We start from the raw sequence: 18,032 nt of genomic DNA on the forward strand, positions 1-18,032 counted from the left end.
ACGGCTTCGACCGCACCAACGCCCACCGCATCAGCTGATCCCTGATACGAGCACCCAGCCCGGCCTTGGCCGGGCTTGATCATTTTCAGGCGGGCACAGGCTTGGCACACTAGGCACCTCGTCACCCAGGAGGTGGGCCTACAAGCCCAGCACAGATGTACTACTACGAACCTGCCAAAGGCCACGGCCTGCCCCACGACCCGTTCAACGCCATCGTCGGCCCCCGCCCTATCGGCTGGATCTCCTCGCAAGACCGCGAAGGCCGCCTTAACCTGGCGCCTTACAGCTTCTTCAACGCCTTCAACTACATCCCGCCGATCATCGGTTTCTGCAGCGTCGGGCGCAAAGATAGCCTGAACAACATCGAGCAGACCGGTGAGTTCGTCTGGAACCTGGCCACCCGCCCACTGGCCGAGCAAATGAACCAGAGTTGCGCGCCCGTTGGCGCCGAGGTGAGCGAGTTTGAGTTGAGCGGCCTCACTGCCACGCCGTCGCGTGTCGTCAGCGTGCCCCGTGTAGGCGAAACCCCGGTGGCCTTCGAATGCAAGGTCAGCCAGATTATCCAGCTCAAACGTGCCGACCAGGAACCGGTGCCGAGCTGGCTGATACTGGGTGAGGTGGTGGCAGTGCACATTGCCGAGCATCTGCTGAAAAACGGCATCTACGACACCGCTGCCGCCGAACCGATCCTGCGTGGTGGTGGCCCGGCGGACTACTTCGAGCTGGGCAACCTGTTCAAGATGGCCCGCCCACCGGCCTGATCACCAGATCAGCTCACCCTCTTCGCTGACGCCCTGCAGGCGCTGCAGCTCGGCCGTGGCCGCTTCATCGGCAGCCACGGCGCCCTTGAACACCTGGCCGTCGAGCACCTTGTGAAAGCGCGGTGCGCCGCCCATGTTCAAGGCCTTGACCGCAATGGCCGCGTTATAGCCGCCACCTTCCACCGGCACCATCGCCGATACCGCTTCGAAATGAGTGAATTCCCTACGTGCCATGTTGCTATCCACCTGGTTGAACAGGGCGTCACTTTACCTCATTTACCCTCAATCGAAGGTATGCAAGTCCAGGCTGCTGACAACCTGCGCCTGCACCAGTTCACCAAACACTTCCAGGGTCGGCGAAGCGAAGTAGCCACTCATCGCCTGCTGATCCTGCCAACTGCCACTGAGCAACCACAGGTCGGCATCAGCCTGGGAGCGCTGCACCGTAAAACTGAGGCAACCCGGTGCGCGCAGCGAGGGCTCGAGCAAGTCACGCAGGCGTGCGCCCAGCTCCGCCGAGCGCCCGCTGCTGGCACGGATGAAAGCAAGGTGGGTGACCGGTTGTTTTAAGGTCATTGCACAATCTCCTTGAAGCAGGCGGACAGAAAAGCCAGGCTGCCAAGGTTAGGGGCTCTCCCGCGCGACGCGTTAGGCCATTACTGCACGCCGATTGCCTGATCCTGCAGAACGGCAGGATCAGGCAATCGGCGTGCAGCTTTCGACTAGCGCCCGCCATTGCCCAAACCTATGCTGCGTCGGTCAGTAGAGGAAAGCCATCATGACCACAGCCACACCCACCGATCCGACCCTGGAAATGCAGCGCCAGGAGCTTGCGGAGCTGATCCGCCGACATGCCGGTGCCCCCCATGGCCCGGCCTCGGCTATTGATGACTTGTACCTGGTGCGCTACACCGAGAACGTGCGCTCGGTACCGACCCTGGCACAACCCGCGCTGTGCATCCTGGCCCAGGGCAGCAAGAGCCTGTTCCTTGGTGACGAACAGTACGCCTACGACCCGTTGCACTACATGGTGGTGTCGGTAACCTTGCCGCTAAGCGGTGTGAAGCTCGACGCCAGCCCCGAGCACCCCAGCCTGGGGTTGCGCATGGACCTGGACCCGGCAGAGATCAGCCAGCTGATTGCCGAAAGCGGGCCGATGCTGGTGCCCAACCGGCCATCCGGTCGCGGCCTGTATGTGGACAAGACCGACGCAGCGCTGCTCGACGCCCTGCTACGGCTGATCCGCCTGCTGGACACCCCGCGCGATATCGCGATGCTGGCGCCGCTGTTCCGCCGAGAGATTCTCTACCGGCTGCTGCGCGGGCCACAGGGTTACCGGTTGTACGAAATCGCCTTGGCCAACAGCCAGACGCACCGGGTTTGCCAGGCCATCGCCTGGCTCAACCAGAATTTCCAGCTGCCCTTGCGTATCGAGGACCTGGCCCGTGAGGTAAACCTGAGCACCTCGACCTTGCACCACCGTTTCAAGGCTGTGACGTCCATGAGCCCGTTGCAGTACCAGAAGCAACTGCGCCTGCAAGAGGCGCGGCGGTTGATGCTCAATGACGGGCTTGAAGCGGCGGTGGCCGCCTACCGGGTAGGGTATGAAAGCCCGTCGCAGTTCAGCCGGGAGTACAGCAGGCTGTATGGAGCGCCGCCGATTCGCGATGTGGCCAGATTGAGAGCCACTGCAGGCTAGGACTTCGTGTTGTCTGTGCCGGCTTCTTCGCGGGCTTGCCCGCTCCCACAGGTGCTGCACATACTCTGAAAGTTGTGCTGTACCTGTGGGAGCGGGCAAGCCCGCGAAGAGGCCGGCACAGGCAACAGCTTCACTTCAACCCGAAACTGTCCCTTGCCACTGATTCTGATCAACCTGAATCAACGTCGGCCCCTTGCGCTCCACCGCCTGCCCCAGTGCCGCCTGCAACTGCGCCACGTCCGCCACCTGCTCCGCCGCTGCGCCCAACGCCCGCGCCACGCCAATGAAATCCGGGGTATGGATATCCACGCCAACCGGCTCGATTGCGCGGTTGACCATGTACTTCTTGATTTCCTCGTACCCCTGGTTGTTCCACAGCAGCACGATCAACGGCACCTGCGCCTCCACCGCACTGGCAAGCTCAGGCAGGGTGAACTGCATACCGCCATCACCAATCAGGCACACCGCAGGCGCACGCTGGCCGATTTGCTCCGCGCTCCCGAGCCAGGCGCCCATGGCCGCTGGCAGCGCGTAACCCAGGGTGCCGTAGCCGGTCGAAGCATTGAACCAGCGACGTGGCTGATCCATGTCCAGGGTCAGGTTGCCGGTGTATACCGGCTGGGTCGAGTCCCCCACCAGAATGGCGTTGGGCAGGCGCTCGAGAATGGCGCTCAGCAAGCGCGTCTGGCTCAATGTTGGCTGGTCCCAGCCTGCCGCCAGAGCCTGGCGCAAGCTGGCCACACGGGCCACGCCCCAGGTGCTTTCGCGTACCGGTTGCGGCTGGGCCTGCAAAGCACCGAGCAAGGCTTCGGCGGCGAGCTTGGCATCAGCCACCAGCGCCAGCTCTGGCAGGTAATTGCGCACAGTCTGGTCCGGGTCGATGTCGATACGCAGCAGGCTGCCCGGGATCTCGAAACCACCCTTGAAAGTCACGTCATAATCGGTTTCGGCAAGTTCGGTACCAATCGCCAGCACCACGTCAGCCTCTGCCACCAGCGCCCGTGTAGCCGGTAGCGACTGGGTAGAGCCAATCTGCAGCGGGTGGCTGGCCGGCAGCAAACCCTTGGCATTGATGGTGAGCGCCACCGGTGCCTGAAGGTGTTCGGCCAGGCGAGCCAAGGCAGCACCGGCTGCCAACGCGCCACCGCCGGCCAGGATCAACGGCCGCTTGGCACCGGCCAGGCGCTCGGCCATTTGTGTTACGGCTTGCGGCGCAGCCCCCGCACGGCTGCCGCGTACGGGCCGGCCCGGCAGCAGGAAGTCGGCAGGCTCCACCAGCACATCAAGCGGTATTTCGAGGTGCACCGGGCGTGGCCGGGCGCTGTCGAACACGGCAAATGCACGGGCCAGTACCTGCGGCAAGTCTGCCGCACTCATCAACGTGTGGGAAAACGCTGCTACCCCCGACACCAGTGCTGCCTGGTTGGGCAGTTCGTGCAGCTTGCCACGGCCACCGCCCAGCTGGTCACGGGACTGCACGCTGGAAATCACCAGCATAGGGATCGAGTCGGCATAGGCCTGGCCCATTGCAGTGGTGATGTTGGTCATGCCCGGGCCGGTGATGATGAAGCACACCCCGGGTTTGCCACGGGTGCGCGCATAGCCGTCAGCCATGAACCCGGCACCCTGCTCGTGGCGCGGGGTGATGTGGCGAATGGACGAACCCGCCAGGCCACGGTAGAGCTCCACGGTATGTACACCGGGAATGCCGAAGACATGGTCCACGCCATAGCCTTCAAGGAGTTTGACCAATACTTCGCCGCAAGTTGCCATCAGGGTTCACCATGAATCTGGTTGGGTTATGCGCTTATTGGACCCAACCCATGACTACCACCACAATGCAAAAAAACACATACTAGCCATGTCCTGTAATCATGGCTTATCGCAATGAAACGCCTACCGCCCCTGCCCGCCCTGCACACCTTTCTGGTGACCGCCCAGCACTGCAACTTCACCCGCGCCGGGCAACAGCTGCACATCACGCAAGGCGCCGTCAGTCGCCAGATCGCGGCCCTGGAGGAGCACCTGGGTTATGCGCTTTTCCAGCGCCAGGCCCGCGGGCTAAGCCTGACCCGTGAAGGCCAGGACTGGCTGCCACGGGTGCAGCAGGTGTTTGCATTGATCGAGCAAGGCGTGCATGAGGTGGGCGGACGCAGCACAACCTTGCAGCTCAAGGCGCCGACCTGCGTGATGCGCTGGCTGCTGCCGCGCCTGATGGAGTGGCAGGCATTGCGCCCGGATGTGCCGGTGGAACTGACCACCACGGTGCAGCACGGGGTGGACTTTCGCCGGGAGGGCTTCGATACGGCGGTGATATATGGCGACGCGCCGAACCATGGGTTACACGTACGCAAACTGTTCGATGAACAGCTGACGCCGGTGTGCGCACCGTCGCTGCGTGAGGGGCCGATACCGTTGCAGCAAGTGGACGACCTGGCGCGGCACATGTTGCTGCACCCCTCGCGGGATGAACATGACTGGCAGTTGTGGTTACAGGCAGCTGGGGTCACGCTGGCCACTCATGGGCCCAAGCAGCATTTCGAGACGCTGGACATGGCAATGGCCATGGCCTCGCAGGGGACGGGCGTGGCCATCGGCGACTGGTCGCTGATTGGCGATGACTTGCGCGGCGGGCGGCTGTGCATGCCGTTCGCGCTCAAGGTGGTGACCGGTAAGGCATATTATTTGGTGAGCCAGGCGAGAAGCTTGCCGCCGGGGTTGCTGGAGTTGCTGGATTGGCTGGAGGACCAGGCCAGCCTATGACGGCCCTTTCGCGGGCGCGCCCGCTCCCACAGGTACAGCACAGGATTTGAAAGCTATGCAGTACCTGTGGGAGCGGGCGTGCCCGCGAAGCAGGCGACTCAGTACCCGACTGTAAACCGCTGCCGCGAATGCGCCGGCTTTTCCAGTTCATCGATCATGGCAATCGCATAATCGGCAAAGGTGATCCAGCTCTTGCCATCCGCGCCAATCAGCAGATGATCCTTGCCCAACGTATACCGCCCGCTGCGCTCACCTTCAACGAACTCCGCCGACGGCGACAGGAAGGTCCAGTCCAGGTTCGGCTCCCGTTGCAGCGCCTCCAGAAAACGCACCCCGGCAGTGGCCTCGGCCTTGTAGGCCTCCGGGAAGTCCGGGCTATCGATCACCCGGTGCCCCGAAGGCAGCAGCAGGCTGCCCGCACCGCCCACCACCAGCAAGCGCTTGACCCCGGCCCGCTTGACCGGTTCGATGATTGCGTGCGGCTCGATGGTCGAGAAATGCGCTGCGCTCAGCACAGCGTCCACACCCGCGACCGCAGCTTGCAGGGCCGCGCTGTCCTTGGCATCCACCGCCTTGACGGTCACCCCGTCCCGGCCCTCCAGTTTCGAAGGGTCACGGGCAATGGCCAGCACACTGTGACCACGGCGCAAGGCTTCTTCCAGCAACTGGCTGCCAGCGCGGCCAGTGGTACCGATGATTGCGATCTTGCTCATGGGAAACTCTCCATCAATTGAACGGAATTACCACTTCATCTCGCCCTTGGCGACCTTGGCCCCCAGCTCCAGGGAGCTTTCATCGGCCAGGCCCGGGTAACGTTGCTTCATGGCCTCGATCAGCGCGCCAGCGTCTTTTGCCTTGGCCGCTTCGGCATCGAAGTCACGTATGTAGTTTGCGGTGAAACGCACAGCCTCCAACGAGCGGCTGCTGCCCCCCAGGTAATGCCCCGGGATCACCGTGCGCGGCGCCAGCGCTTCGATGTGCGCCAAAGTACCGAGCCAGTCGGCATGGGACTTGGCCGTCTGGGTATCGGCCATCCACACGTGAATGTGCTCGGACACCACCACGCCACCGACCACCGCCTTGATCGACGGGACCCACACAAAGCTGCGATCTGGTTGCGGGCCGTCAAGGCCAACCACCTCGAGGGCCTGCCCTTCCAGCGTCAATCGATTGCCTTCCAGTACCTGTGGCAGCACCAGCCGTGCCGGTTTGTCTGCGCCCATCTGCGGGCCCCAGTACGCCAGCTTGGCGTCCATGGTCTGCCGGATATGGGCAACGGTCGCGGCAGAAGCCAGCACCTTGGCATCGGGGAAGGCCTGGGTCAGGGTATCCAGACCGAAGTAGTAATCCGGATCGCCATGGCTGATGTAGATGCTGGTCAGGCGTTTGCCGCCTGCCCGCAGGCGCTGCACCAACTGTTCGGCCTGGGCCTTGCCGAACTGGGCATCGACCAGCACGGCGTCGTGCTCACCACTGACGATCACCGAACTGACCGGGAAAATCGCCTCGTGCCCTGGGTTATAGACGTCCAGTTGCAAAGGTTCGGCAGCCCGCACCGGGCCGGCCAGGGTAATGCAAGCCAGCAACAGGCCACGCAAGGGAGTGAACAATGACATGGGAAAAGCCTTCAGAAGAACAATGCCCAACAGCTTAGTTGCCCGATCCGTCACAAAAAATGCGATGCTCGGACATAGTTTGTTTCTGAAACCGGGCAAATCATGGACCGTCTTAACGCCATGCGCGTTTTCGTCACCGTCGTCGACCTGGGCAGCCAGTCGGCAGCGGCGGATCATTTGCAGCTTTCACGGCCGGTGGTGTCGCGCTACCTGGCAGAGCTGGAGGACTGGGTTGGCGCGCGCCTGATGCAGCGCACCACACGCAAGCTCAGCCTCACCGCCGCTGGCCAGGAAACGTTGCCCCGCTGTCGGCAATTATTGGAGTTGGCCGGCGACCTGCAGGCCGCCGTGCAACAACCGGACGACGCACCCAAGGGTGCATTGCGCATCAGCGTCAGCACCTCTTTCGGCCAGGCGCAACTGGTGGATGCGGTAGCGGCCTATGTGCGACGCTACCCGGGTGTGAAAGTAGAGCTGCAAATGCTCGATCGTACGGTCAACCTCGTGGACGAGCGCATCGACCTGGCCATCCGCACCAGCAATGACCTGGACCCCAACCTGATCGCCCGGCGCCTGAGTGTATGCCGTTCGGTGGTATGCGCAGCACCGGCTTACCTGCACGAGCATGGCACCCCGCAACAGGTAGAAGAGCTGAGCCGGCACAATTGCCTCACCCATGCCTACTTTGGCCACAGCCTGTGGCATTTCGAGGTCACCGGCCATCAGGTCGCCGTCCCCGTGATGGGGAACATCAGCGCCAACGAGGCGATGACACTGCAAAAGGCGGCGCTGGCTGGCGCGGGTATCGCCATGCTGCCGACTTACCAGGCCGCCGAGGCCCTGCGCCGGGGCGACCTCGTACGCCTGTTGCCCGAGGCCAAGCCCCGTGAACTGAACCTGAATGCGGTGTACACGTCGCGCAAGCACATGCCGGCGACCTTGCGCAGCATGCTGGATTTCCTGGTGCAACGGTTCAAGGACGAGCCGGAGTGGGATCGGGACCTGATGTGATGCCAGAAATGGCCTACGATTAAAGGTATCACCTGTCGCTGTAACAGGAGGTGAGTACCATGGGCATCAAATCAAGAAGAGTCGCCCTTGTCATGGCCCTGACTGCTGTCGCAGGGCTGTACGGTTCAGCCTGCTGGCGCGCCGAGCTGCTACGTAGCCAGCCCAGTGCCGCCAACAGCTGCGTGCAGGCACATTGCGTGCCTCACACCGCAACCCTGAGCGCCGTACGTTGAGTCGACGGCGCGCCGCCGGTCACTCTTCGACGCTCATGTATTCCTTGGCCCAGCGGATGTAGTCCTCTGGCTGGGTGTAGGTGTGCGAGAGTTCGGTCGCGCTGAGGTTTTCCGACTTGTTCTGCTGGCCCCGTTGCAGGCGCAGGCAGTCGTAGGTGGCCTTGATCGCAGCAAAGTAGGCCGCGTGGCCATCGACCACGATACGCACGCCCAGGCGCGCCAGGCGCTCGTCATCGCGCAGGTTCGGGTTGCCATAGGTGACCAGCATCAGCGGGACCGTCAGGTGCTCGGCAATTTGCTCAAGCTGCTCGAAATCCTTCACGCCCACCATGCAGATGCCATCGGCACCGGCCTTCTGGTAGCTCTGGGTGCGCACGATGACTTCTTCGGTGGTGAGCACACCTGCGTTGGTACGGGCAATGATGGCCAACGACGAATCGACCCGAGCCTCCAGCGCCGCACGAATCTTGCCAACACCCTCCTCGACCGGTATCAGGTCGGTGGACTTGCGCCCGAACTGGGCCGGCAGCAGGGTGTCTTCGATGGTCAGTGCAGACACGCCGGCGCGTTCCAGTTCGATCACCGTGCGCATCACGTTCAATGCGTTGCCATAACCATGGTCGGCGTCAGCCAGGAACGGCAGTTGCGCTACCCGGCCAATCCGTGTGGCCTGCTCGACGAACTCGCTGAGGGTTATCAGGGCGAAATCCGGCGCGGCCAATACCTGCAACGAAGCAACGGAACCACCGAGGATACCGACCTCGAAGCCGAGGTCTGCGGCAATACGCGCCGACATCGGGTCGAACACCGATGCGGTGTGGTAACAGGAACCTGAAGCGAGCAGCTCGCGGAAGGCAAAACGCAGATCTTGATGGGAAGCCTTGGGCATGATCACTCCGCAAATAAGTAGAAATTTGAACGGTAACTACCGACCCCTGTAATCGGGTCTACCTGACCTGTTCCAACCGTCGCCATCTGGGCGGTCATGCTCGACATGCAGGCAGAGGAATAAAAGGTGTGGGAAACAGCGGCTCGAAAAACCTGCGGCATATTGCTGCACCAAGCTGGTGCAGGCCGCGGGTTTCAGCCCCTGTGGCATACCAACAATATCACGCAGCTATGCAGCACTGGATGAATGCGCCAATGCCGATTCGGCATAGGGGATGCAGATAGTACATAGGAAGCTACCTAACTCAGGTTACAATTCGAGGACCTCTTCGCGGGCACGCCCGCTCCCACAGGTACAGCACGTACCTTGATCCTGAGTGTTATCTGTGGGAGCGGGCATGCCCGCGAAGAAGCCATAACCGATAACCAAGGTATCTCCGTGACTGCCGCCCTGCCCCCCACCACCCTGCGCAACGTGCTAACCGCCTTGATGCTGGCGATCTTCCTCGGCGCACTGGACCAGACCATCGTTGCCGTCTCGCTGCCGGCAATCTCGGCCCGGTTCAACGATGTCGGCCTGCTGGCCTGGGTCATCTCCGGCTACATGGTGGCGATGACCGTGGCCGTGCCGATCTACGGCAAACTGGGCGATCTGTACGGACGGCGCCGGATGATCCTGACCGGTATCAGCCTGTTCACCCTGGCCTCCATCGCGTGCGCCATGGCCCAGGATATGCAGCAGCTGGTGCTGGCCCGTGTACTGCAGGGTATTGGCGCGGGCGGCATGGTCTCGGTCAGCCAGGCGATCATCGGCGATTTCGTGCCACCGCGTGAGCGCGGCCGCTACCAAGGTTATTTCAGCAGCATGTATGCCGTGGCCAGCGTCGCCGGGCCAGTGCTGGGCGGCTGGCTGACCGAGTACTTGTCGTGGCGCTGGGTATTCTGGATCAACCTGCCGCTGGGGCTGGTCGCCTTGTGGGCGATCCGCCGTGCCCTCGGTGGCATGCCGGCGCAGCGACGGGAAGCCCAGGTGGATTACCTCGGCGCCCTGCTGCTGATCCTCGGCCTGGGCAGCTTGTTGCTGGGCATCACCCTTGTCGGTCAGGGGCACGCCTGGATTGATCCCGCCGTACTGGCCCTGTTCGCCTGCGCTGTACTGGGCCTGGCGTTGTTCATCGCACATGAGCGCCGCTGCCCGGAGCCGCTATTGCCCTTGGGCCTGTTCAGCAACCGGGTGGCGGTGCTGTGCTGGGGTGTGATCTTCTTCGCCAGCTTCCAGTCGATTTCCCTGACCATGCTCATGCCGTTGCGCTATCAGGGCATTACCGGTGCAGGTGCAGACAGCGCCGCGCTGCACCTGCTGCCACTGGCCATGGGGCTGCCCTTGGGCGCCTTCACCGGGGGCCGCATGACCAGCCGGACCGGGCGCTACAAGCCGCAGATCCTGGCCGGTGCGTTGTTGATGCCGGTGGCCATTTTCGCCATGGCGCTGACGCCGCCACAATCGGCTTTGCTCAGCGCGCTGTTCATGCTGCTGACCGGCATCGCCTGCGGGCTGCAGTTCCCGACATCGCTGGTGGGCACGCAAAGCGCGGTGGAAAGCAAAGATATTGGGGTAGCCACCAGCACCACCAACCTGTTTCGCTCGCTGGGCGGGGCCATGGGCGTAGCCTGCATGTCCAGCCTGTTGCTGGCGCTGCTGCATCAGGGCGGGTTCGAAATGCTCGGTAATCCGTTGCTGGGAAGCTTGAAAGCGGGTGAGGTAGACCTGGTGACGCAAGGGCGGTTGCTGGAGACGTTCCGGCAGTTGCTGATGGGGAGTGCACTGATTGCGGTGCTCGGGCTGGTTGCCGCAGTGGCATTGCCGGATCGGCAACTACGCGGCCACTGAATGCGAGCACGACTTCTGTGGGAGCGGGCTAGCCCGCGAAGCAGGCGACGCGGTGGATGGCACCGGCTTTGCCGGTGTTCGCGGGCTAGCCCGCTCCCACAGAAAAAGTGCTCAGCCCAGGACCCTGCGCAAGCATTAATCCTCTGTTAATACAAAGAGGAAACACTCCCTCACAATCCTTAACAAAGTGTCATTTGCGCAGCGCCGGGCTCAAGCGCAGCATATCCAACCCGGTGTCGACCCATTTTTCGACATCACCTAGCAGATCGACACTGTCAGGCAACAACAGCCAGCGACCGATCAGGCCATCTACATAGGCAAACATGGCCACCGCGGCGCGCTCGACATCCAGCGCGTCAGGCAACTGGCCCCGGCGAACGGCATTGGCCAACGCCAAGGTAATGCCCTTGTGGCAATCCAGCACCGCGCCCTGTCGCTGCTGGCGAATTTCACACATGTCATCGGTGAACTCACACTTGTGATGCAGTATTTCATTGATACGCCGGGTTCGGGCATCGAGCACCAGCTCGTTGAACACTTGCAACAGCAGCTTGCGCATGCAGCCAAGCGGGTCGAGTTCGTCCTCGCTTTCACTCGCCCGCGCCAGGTGGTCATGGGTTTCGTGAAGGCTGTCGAGCAACGCCTGCACCAGCTCGGCCTTGTTGTTGAAGTGCCAGTAGATCGCCCCGCGCGTCACCCCCGCCAGTTCGGCGATGTCGGCCAGGGTGGTTCGCGCAACCCCGCGCTTGTAGAAGGCCTTTTCCGCCGCCTCTATGATCTGGGCACGGGTTTCCTGGGCTTCTTCTTTGGTTCGACGGACCATGGCAGTACAACCTCATCTGGCCCGAACGCGCAGTGCGTACGGGGAACGCTCCGGGGGCGCCTCTGCAGGGTGCCTCGCGGATGAGCTAATCAAGGGCTGTGGAGTAACCAGGTACAACCCAGCGGTATTTACAAACAACCATGAATGTAAGTATATTCCTTAGCAAGCTATTTATCCACCGGATAGCAATTTTTCCAGATCAAGACTCTTCCACTACTCTTGAGCGTCTCCCTGCTCCAGCGACCCGAGGATCCTCATGCAATTCAAGCCAGCCGTTACCGCTCTGGTTTCCGCCGTCGCCCTGGCAACCCTGCTCAGTGGCTGTAAGAAAGAAGAAGCAGCGCCAGCGGCGCAGGCTCCTCAGGTCGGCGTCGTGACCATTCAGCCCCAAGCCTTCACCCTGACCTCGGAATTGCCGGGGCGTACCAGTGCCTACCGCGTCGCCGAAGTGCGCCCGCAGGTCAACGGCATCATCCTCAAGCGCCTGTTCAAGGAAGGCAGTGAGGTCAAGGAAGGCCAGCAGCTCTACCAGATCGACCCTGCCGTATACGAAGCCACCCTGGCCAATGCCCAGGCCAACCTGCAGGCTACCCGCTCGCTGGCCGAGCGCTACAAGCAGCTGATCGACGAACAGGCGGTGTCCAAGCAGGAATACGACGACGCCAATGCCAAACGATTGCAGGCCGATGCCTCGCTGAAAAGTGCACAGATCGACCTGCGCTACACCAAGGTGCTGGCACCGATCAGTGGCCGCATCGGGCGTTCTTCATTCACCGAAGGTGCACTGGTGAGCAATGGCCAGACCAACGCCATGGCCACTATCCAGCAACTGGACCCGATCTACGTCGACGTCACCCAGTCCACCGCCGAGCTGCTCAAGCTGCGCCGTGACCTGGAAAGCGGCCAACTGCAGAAGGCCGGCGATAACGCCGCCTCGGTGCAGCTGGTACTGGAAGACGGCAGCCTGTTCAAGCAGGAAGGCCGCCTGGAGTTCTCCGAAGTTTCCGTGGACGAAACCACCGGTTCGGTCACCCTGCGCGCCCTGTTCCCCAACCCAGACCACACCCTGCTGCCAGGCATGTTCGTGCATGCGCGGCTGAAGGCCGGGGTCAACGCGAACGCCATTCTGGCCCCGCAACAAGGCGTAACCCGTGACCTCAAAGGGGCACCGACCGCACTGGTGGTCAACCAGGAGAACAAGGTCGAACTGCGCCAGCTCAAGGCCAACCGTACCCTGGGCAGCGACTGGCTGATCGAAGAAGGCCTCAACCCGGGTGACCGCCTGATCACCGAAGGGCTGCAGTACGTGCGCCCAGGTGTCGAGGTCAAGGTCAGCGAAGCCACCAACGTCAAGAAGCCGGGTAGCCCTGATCAGGCCAACGCGACGAAAGCAGACGCCAAAGCGGAGTAAACCATGTCGAAGTTCTTTATCGATCGCCCGATCTTCGCCTGGGTGATCGCCTTGGTGATCATGCTGGTCGGCGCCTTGTCGATCCTGAAGCTGCCGATCAACCAGTACCCCAGCATCGCGCCGCCGGCCATCGCCATCGCCGTGACCTACCCGGGCGCCTCGGCGCAAACCGTGCAGGACACCGTGGTTCAGGTGATCGAGCAGCAGCTCAACGGTATCGACAACCTGCGTTACGTGTCGTCGGAAAGCAACTCCGACGGCAGCATGACCATTACCGCTACCTTCGAGCAAGGCACCAACGCCGACACCGCGCAGGTGCAGGTACAGAACAAGCTGAACCTGGCCACCCCGCTGCTGCCGCAAGAAGTGCAGCAGCAAGGTATCCGTGTAACCAAGGCAGTCAAAAACTTCCTGCTGGTGATCGGCCTGGTGTCCGAAGACGGCAGCATGACCAAGGACGACCTGGCCAACTACATCGTCTCCAACATGCAGGACCCGATCTCGCGCACGGCCGGTGTAGGTGACTTCCAGGTGTTTGGTGCGCAGTACGCCATGCGTATCTGGCTCGATCCGGCCAAGCTGAACAAGTTCCAGCTGACCCCGGTCGACGTCAAGACCGCCGTTGCCGCGCAGAACGTGCAGGTGTCCTCCGGCCAGCTCGGTGGCCTGCCGGCCTTGCCGGGTACCCAGCTGAACGCCACCATTATCGGCAAGACCCGCCTGCAGACTGCCGAGCAGTTCGAAAAGATCCTGCTCAAGGTCAACAATGACGGCTCGCAAGTACGCCTGGGTGACGTAGCCCAGGTCGGCCTGGGCGGTGAAAACTACGCGGTCAGCGCCCAGTTCAACGGCAAGCCGGCTTCCGGCCTTGCGGTAAAACTGGCGACTGGTGCCAACGCCCTGGACACCGCCAAGGCACTGCGCCAGACCATCGCCGACCTGGAGCCGTTCTTCCCGCCTGGCGTGAAGGCTGTGTTCCCATATGACACCACCCCGGTGGTCACCGAGTCGATCAGCGGCGTGATCCACACCCTGATCGAAGCCGTGGTCCTGGTGTTCCTGGTGATGTACCTGTTCCTGCAGAACTTCCGCGCCACCATCATCACCACCATGACCGTACCGGTGGTATTGCTGGGTACGTTCGGCATCCTTGCCGCCGCAGGCTTCAGCATCAACACCCTGACCATGTTCGCCATGGTGCTTGCCATCGGCTTGCTGGTGGACGACGCCATTGTCGTGGTGGAAAACGTCGAACGGGTCATGTCCGAAGAAGGCTTGCCGCCCAAAGAGGCGACCAAGCGCTCGATGGAGCAGATCCAGGGCGCCCTGGTGGGTATCGCCCTGGTGCTGTCGGCGGTACTGCTGCCCATGGCCTTCTTCGGTGGTTCCACAGGTGTGATCTACCGGCAGTTCTCCATCACCATCGTCTCGGCCATGGGCCTGTCGGTGCTGGTGGCGCTTATCTTCACCCCGGCCCTGTGCGCCACCATGCTCAAGCCGCTGAAGAAGGGCGAGCACCATGTGGCCAAGCGTGGCTTCTTCGGCTGGTTCAACCGCAACTTCGACCGCAGCGTAAACGGCTACGAGCGCAGTGTCGGCACCATCCTGCGCAACAAGGTGCCATTCCTGCTGGCCTATGCACTGATCGTGGTCGGCATGATCTGGCTGTTCGCCCGCATCCCCACCGCGTTCCTGCCGGAAGAAGACCAGGGCGTACTGTTCGCCCAGGTGCAGACGCCGGCCGGTTCGAGCGCCGAGCGCACCCAGGTGGTCGTCGACCAGATGCGTGAGTACCTGCTCAAAGAAGAAGCCGACACGGTAGCCTCGGTGTTCACCGTCAACGGTTTCAACTTCGCCGGCCGTGGCCAGAGTTCGGGTATGGCGTTCATCATGCTCAAGCCGTGGGGCGAGCGTTCTGCCGAGAACAGTGTGTTCAACCTGGCCCAACGCGCCCAGCAGCACTTCTTCAGCTTCCGCGATGCGATGGTGTTCGCCTTCGCCCCGCCAGCCGTGCTCGAACTGGGTAACGCCACCGGCTTCGACGTGTTCCTGCAGGACCGCGGCGGTATCGGCCACGCGAAGCTGATGGAAGCGCGCAACCAGTTCCTGGCCAAGGCAGCACAAAGCAAAATCCTGATGGCTGTGCGCCCTAACGGCCTGAACGACGAGCCGCAGTACCAGCTGACCATCGATGACGAACGTGCCAGCGCCCTGGGCGTGACCATCGCCGACATCAACAACACCCTGTCGATTGCCCTGGGTGCCAGCTACGTCAACGACTTCATCGACCGCGGCCGGGTCAAGAAGGTGTACATCCAGGGCGAGCCAAACGCCCGGATGAGCCCGGAAGACCTGCAGAAGTGGTACGTGCGCAATGGCGCTGGCGAGATGGTGCCGTTCTCCTCCTTCGCCAAGGGCGAATGGACCTACGGTTCGCCGAAGCTGTCGCGTTACAACGGTGTAGAGGCGATGGAAATCCTGGGTGCGCCAGCGCCAGGCTACAGTACCGGTGAAGCCATGGCCGAAGTCGAGCGCATTGCTGGCGAACTGCCAAGCGGCGTCGGCTTCTCCTGGACCGGCATGTCCTACGAGGAAAAACTCTCCGGTTCGCAAATGCCGGCGCTGTTCGCCCTCTCGGTCCTGTTCGTGTTCCTGTGCCTGGCAGCCCTGTACGAAAGCTGGTCGATCCCGATCGCCGTCGTCCTGGTAGTACCGCTGGGTATCATCGGTGCACTGATCGCCACCAGCCTGCGCGGCTTGTCCAACGACGTGTACTTCCTGGTCGGCCTGTTGACCACCATCGGCCTGGCGGCGAAGAACGCCATTCTGATCGTCGAGTTCGCCAAGGAGCTGCACGAGCAAGGCCGCAGCCTGTATGACGCGGCGATCGAGGCGTGCCGCATGCGTCTGCGCCCGATCATCATGACCTCGCTGGCGTTCATCCTCGGCGTGGTACCGTTGACCATCGCCAGTGGCGCGGGCGCCGGTAGCCAGCATGCCATCGGTACCGGTGTAATCGGCGGCATGATCAGTGCGACCGTGCTGGCTATCTTCTGGGTACCTCTGTTCTTCGTCGCAGTGTCGTCGCTGTTCGGCAGCAAAGAGCCGGAAAAAGACGCCACCCCTGAAACTCCACGTTATGAGGCTGGGCAATGACCAAGTCTTTGTTGTCCCTGGCGGTAACCGCTTTCATTCTTGGCGGCTGCTCGCTGATCCCTGACTACCAGACCCCGGAATCCCCGGTGGCAGCGCAGTGGCCGCAAGGCCCTGCGTACTCGCCGACCCAGTCGGCAGACGTTGCCGCTGCCGAACAGGGCTGGCGCCAGTTCTTCCACGACCCGGCGCTGCAGCAGCTGATCCAGACGTCGCTGGTCAACAACCGCGACCTGCGCGTTGCGGCGTTGAACATCGACGCCTACCGTGCGCAATACCGCATCCAGCGCGCCGACCTGTTCCCGGCGGTTTCGGCCACCGGCAGCGGCAGCCGCCAACGGGTGCCGGCGAACATGTCGCAAACCGGTGAATCGGGCATCACCAGCCAGTACTCGGCCACCCTGGGCGTCAGTGCCTATGAGCTGGACCTGTTCGGCCGCGTGCGCAGCCTGACCGAGCAGGCGCTGGAAACCTACCTGTCCAGCGAGCAGGCACGTCGTTCCACGCAGATCGCCCTGGTGGCCAGCGTGGCCAACGCTTATTACACCTGGCAGGCCGACCAGGCGCTGTTCAAGCTGACCGAAGAAACGCTGAAGACCTACGAGGAAAGCTACAACCTCACCCGTCGCAGCAATGAAGTCGGCGTGGCTTCGGCACTGGATGTGAGCCAGGCCCGCACCGCCGTGGAAGGCGCACGGGTCAAGTACTCGCAGTACCAGCGCCTGGTCGCCCAGGACGTCAACAGCCTGACTGTGCTGCTGGGCACCGGCATTCCGGCCGACCTGGCCAAGCCGCTGCAGCTGGATGCCGACCAGTTGGCCGAAGTACCCGCCGGCCTGCCGTCGGACATCCTTCAGCGTCGCCCGGACATCCAGGAAGCGGAGCACCTGCTCAAGGCCGCCAACGCCAACATCGGCGCCGCCCGTGCAGCGTTCTTCCCCAGCATCAGCCTCACGGCCAATGCGGGCAGCCTGAGCCCCGACATGGGTCACCTGTTCGCAGGTGGCCAAGGCACCTGGCTGTTCCAGCCGCAGATCAACCTGCCGATCTTCAACGCTGGCAGCCTGAAAGCCAGCCTGGACTACTCGAAGATCCAGAAGGACATCAACGTCGCCAAGTACGAAAAAACCATCCAGACCGCCTTCCAGGAAGTCTCCGATGGCCTGGCGGCGCGCAAGACCTTCGAAGAGCAGCTGCAGGCGCAGCGCGACCTGGTGCAGGCGAACCAGGACTACTACCGCCTGGCCGAACGCCGCTACCGCATCGGTATCGACAGCAACCTGACCTTCCTCGACGCCCAGCGCAACCTGTTCAGCGCGCAGCAGTCGCTGATTACCGACCGCCTGTCGCAGCTGACCAGCGAGGTCAACCTGTACAAGGCGCTTGGCGGTGGCTGGTATGAGCAGACCGGGCAGGCCAACCAGCAGGCATCGGTGCAAGCACCGAAAGGCTGATTGAGCTTGTAGCAGCATCAAGCCCACCCTCGCGGTGGGCTTTTTGTTTTATGTTGCCAGTGCCGGCCTCTTCGCGGGCTTGCCCGCTCCCACAGGGTCCTCACAGTTTCAAAGGCTGTGGTGATCCTGTGGGAGCGGGCAAGCCCGCGAAGAGGCCGGCACTGGCAATCAATTAACCAACTGGAACATTCCGTTCGATTATCGCCCCGTTCCGTTTGCGGCGAATTGCCTCACCCCCGCGCTACCGCGCACCATCCCCCCACGCAACGTTGCCCAAGTTCATCAAAAAAGCCCCGCACCTGCAGGCCGCATCCTGCAGCGCACCGGCT

General features: G+C 62.6%; 16 protein-coding genes. 9 read left to right on the top strand and 7 right to left on the bottom strand.

Annotated elements, in window-relative coordinates; genetic code table 11:
- The first annotated feature begins 155 nt into the window (after positions 1 to 155).
- Complete coding sequence (locus ACFY9W_RS16750) at positions 156 to 761, top strand: flavin reductase (RefSeq protein ID WP_391132149.1); 606 nt, start codon at positions 156 to 158, stop codon at positions 759 to 761.
- Here the strand turns inward: ACFY9W_RS16750 and ACFY9W_RS16755 are convergent, their stop codons facing one another.
- Positions 762 to 995: a hypothetical protein gene (locus ACFY9W_RS16755; RefSeq protein ID WP_391132151.1), complete on the bottom strand. Its 234-nt coding sequence runs from the start codon at positions 993 to 995 to the stop codon at positions 762 to 764.
- A 48-nt stretch (positions 996 to 1,043) separates the two neighbouring features.
- Positions 1,044 to 1,337, bottom strand: a complete 294-nt coding sequence (locus ACFY9W_RS16760) for a putative quinol monooxygenase (RefSeq protein WP_003251976.1) — start codon at positions 1,335 to 1,337, stop codon at positions 1,044 to 1,046.
- Between the two features lie 202 nt (positions 1,338 to 1,539).
- On the opposite strand from ACFY9W_RS16760, the gene ACFY9W_RS16765 reads away from it, so the two are divergent.
- Entirely contained in the window at positions 1,540 to 2,460 is a 921-nt protein-coding gene (locus tag ACFY9W_RS16765; RefSeq protein WP_391132153.1) for an AraC family transcriptional regulator N-terminal domain-containing protein, read from the top strand.
- Positions 2,461 to 2,595: 135 nt separating this feature from the next.
- Here ACFY9W_RS16765 and ACFY9W_RS16770 read toward each other — a convergent pair whose 3' ends face one another.
- Positions 2,596 to 4,233: a 5-guanidino-2-oxopentanoate decarboxylase gene (locus ACFY9W_RS16770; RefSeq protein WP_391132155.1), complete on the bottom strand. Its 1,638-nt coding sequence runs from the start codon at positions 4,231 to 4,233 to the stop codon at positions 2,596 to 2,598.
- A gap of 114 nt (positions 4,234 to 4,347) precedes the next feature.
- Between ACFY9W_RS16770 and ACFY9W_RS16775 the strand changes: the two genes are divergently transcribed.
- Positions 4,348 to 5,223, top strand: coding sequence for a LysR substrate-binding domain-containing protein (locus tag ACFY9W_RS16775; RefSeq protein ID WP_391132157.1), 876 nt, complete (start codon positions 4,348 to 4,350; stop codon positions 5,221 to 5,223).
- 98 nt (positions 5,224 to 5,321) lie between these two features.
- Here ACFY9W_RS16775 and ACFY9W_RS16780 read toward each other — a convergent pair whose 3' ends face one another.
- Together ACFY9W_RS16780 and ACFY9W_RS16785 are read right to left on the bottom strand one after the other, a co-directional pair.
- A complete protein-coding gene (locus tag ACFY9W_RS16780) occupies positions 5,322 to 5,936 on the bottom strand; it encodes an NAD(P)H-binding protein (protein ID WP_391132159.1) in 615 nt (204 codons plus the stop codon).
- Positions 5,937 to 5,963: 27 nt separating this feature from the next.
- Entirely contained in the window at positions 5,964 to 6,839 is an 876-nt protein-coding gene (locus ACFY9W_RS16785; RefSeq protein WP_391132161.1) for an MBL fold metallo-hydrolase, read from the bottom strand.
- Positions 6,840 to 6,941: 102 nt separating this feature from the next.
- On the opposite strand from ACFY9W_RS16785, the gene ACFY9W_RS16790 reads away from it, so the two are divergent.
- Both ACFY9W_RS16790 and ACFY9W_RS16795 read left to right on the top strand, forming a co-directional pair.
- Positions 6,942 to 7,850 (top strand): LysR substrate-binding domain-containing protein, encoded by a 909-nt coding sequence (locus ACFY9W_RS16790; protein ID WP_391132163.1) that lies wholly within the window; start codon positions 6,942 to 6,944, stop codon positions 7,848 to 7,850.
- Between the two features lie 92 nt (positions 7,851 to 7,942).
- Entirely contained in the window at positions 7,943 to 8,083 is a 141-nt protein-coding gene (locus ACFY9W_RS16795) for a hypothetical protein (RefSeq protein WP_391132165.1), read from the top strand.
- Between the two features lie 19 nt (positions 8,084 to 8,102).
- On the opposite strand, the gene ACFY9W_RS16800 is transcribed toward ACFY9W_RS16795, so the two are convergent.
- Complete coding sequence (locus ACFY9W_RS16800; protein ID WP_391132167.1) at positions 8,103 to 8,972, bottom strand: isocitrate lyase/phosphoenolpyruvate mutase family protein; 870 nt, start codon at positions 8,970 to 8,972, stop codon at positions 8,103 to 8,105.
- A gap of 438 nt (positions 8,973 to 9,410) precedes the next feature.
- On the opposite strand from ACFY9W_RS16800, the gene ACFY9W_RS16805 reads away from it, so the two are divergent.
- Complete coding sequence (locus ACFY9W_RS16805; RefSeq protein ID WP_391132169.1) at positions 9,411 to 10,862, top strand: DHA2 family efflux MFS transporter permease subunit; 1,452 nt, start codon at positions 9,411 to 9,413, stop codon at positions 10,860 to 10,862.
- A 190-nt stretch (positions 10,863 to 11,052) separates the two neighbouring features.
- On the opposite strand, the gene ttgR is transcribed toward ACFY9W_RS16805, so the two are convergent.
- Positions 11,053 to 11,685: an efflux transport transcriptional regulator TtgR gene (gene ttgR, locus ACFY9W_RS16810; RefSeq protein WP_391132171.1), complete on the bottom strand. Its 633-nt coding sequence runs from the start codon at positions 11,683 to 11,685 to the stop codon at positions 11,053 to 11,055.
- Positions 11,686 to 11,941: 256 nt separating this feature from the next.
- Here ttgR and ttgA point away from each other — a divergent pair, with 256 nt between their 5' ends.
- From ttgA to ACFY9W_RS16825, 3 genes are read left to right on the top strand one after another with little or no spacing between them, the layout of a single operon-like run.
- Entirely contained in the window at positions 11,942 to 13,096 is a 1,155-nt protein-coding gene (gene ttgA / locus ACFY9W_RS16815) for a toluene efflux RND transporter periplasmic adaptor subunit TtgA (protein ID WP_391132173.1), read from the top strand.
- Between the two features lie 3 nt (positions 13,097 to 13,099).
- Positions 13,100 to 16,252, top strand: coding sequence for a multidrug efflux RND transporter permease subunit TtgB (gene ttgB / locus ACFY9W_RS16820; RefSeq protein ID WP_391132175.1), 3,153 nt, complete (start codon positions 13,100 to 13,102; stop codon positions 16,250 to 16,252).
- On the top strand, positions 16,249 to 17,703 hold the full coding sequence (locus ACFY9W_RS16825) for an AdeC/AdeK/OprM family multidrug efflux complex outer membrane factor (protein WP_391132177.1): 1,455 nt from the start codon (positions 16,249 to 16,251) through the stop codon (positions 17,701 to 17,703). The genes ttgB and ACFY9W_RS16825 overlap by 4 nt, the downstream gene beginning before the upstream one ends.
- Positions 17,704 to 18,032: the final 329 nt, after the last annotated feature.

Source organism: Pseudomonas sp. NPDC008258, assembly GCF_042956345.1.
In the GTDB taxonomy this organism is placed as follows: domain Bacteria; phylum Pseudomonadota; class Gammaproteobacteria; order Pseudomonadales; family Pseudomonadaceae; genus Aquipseudomonas.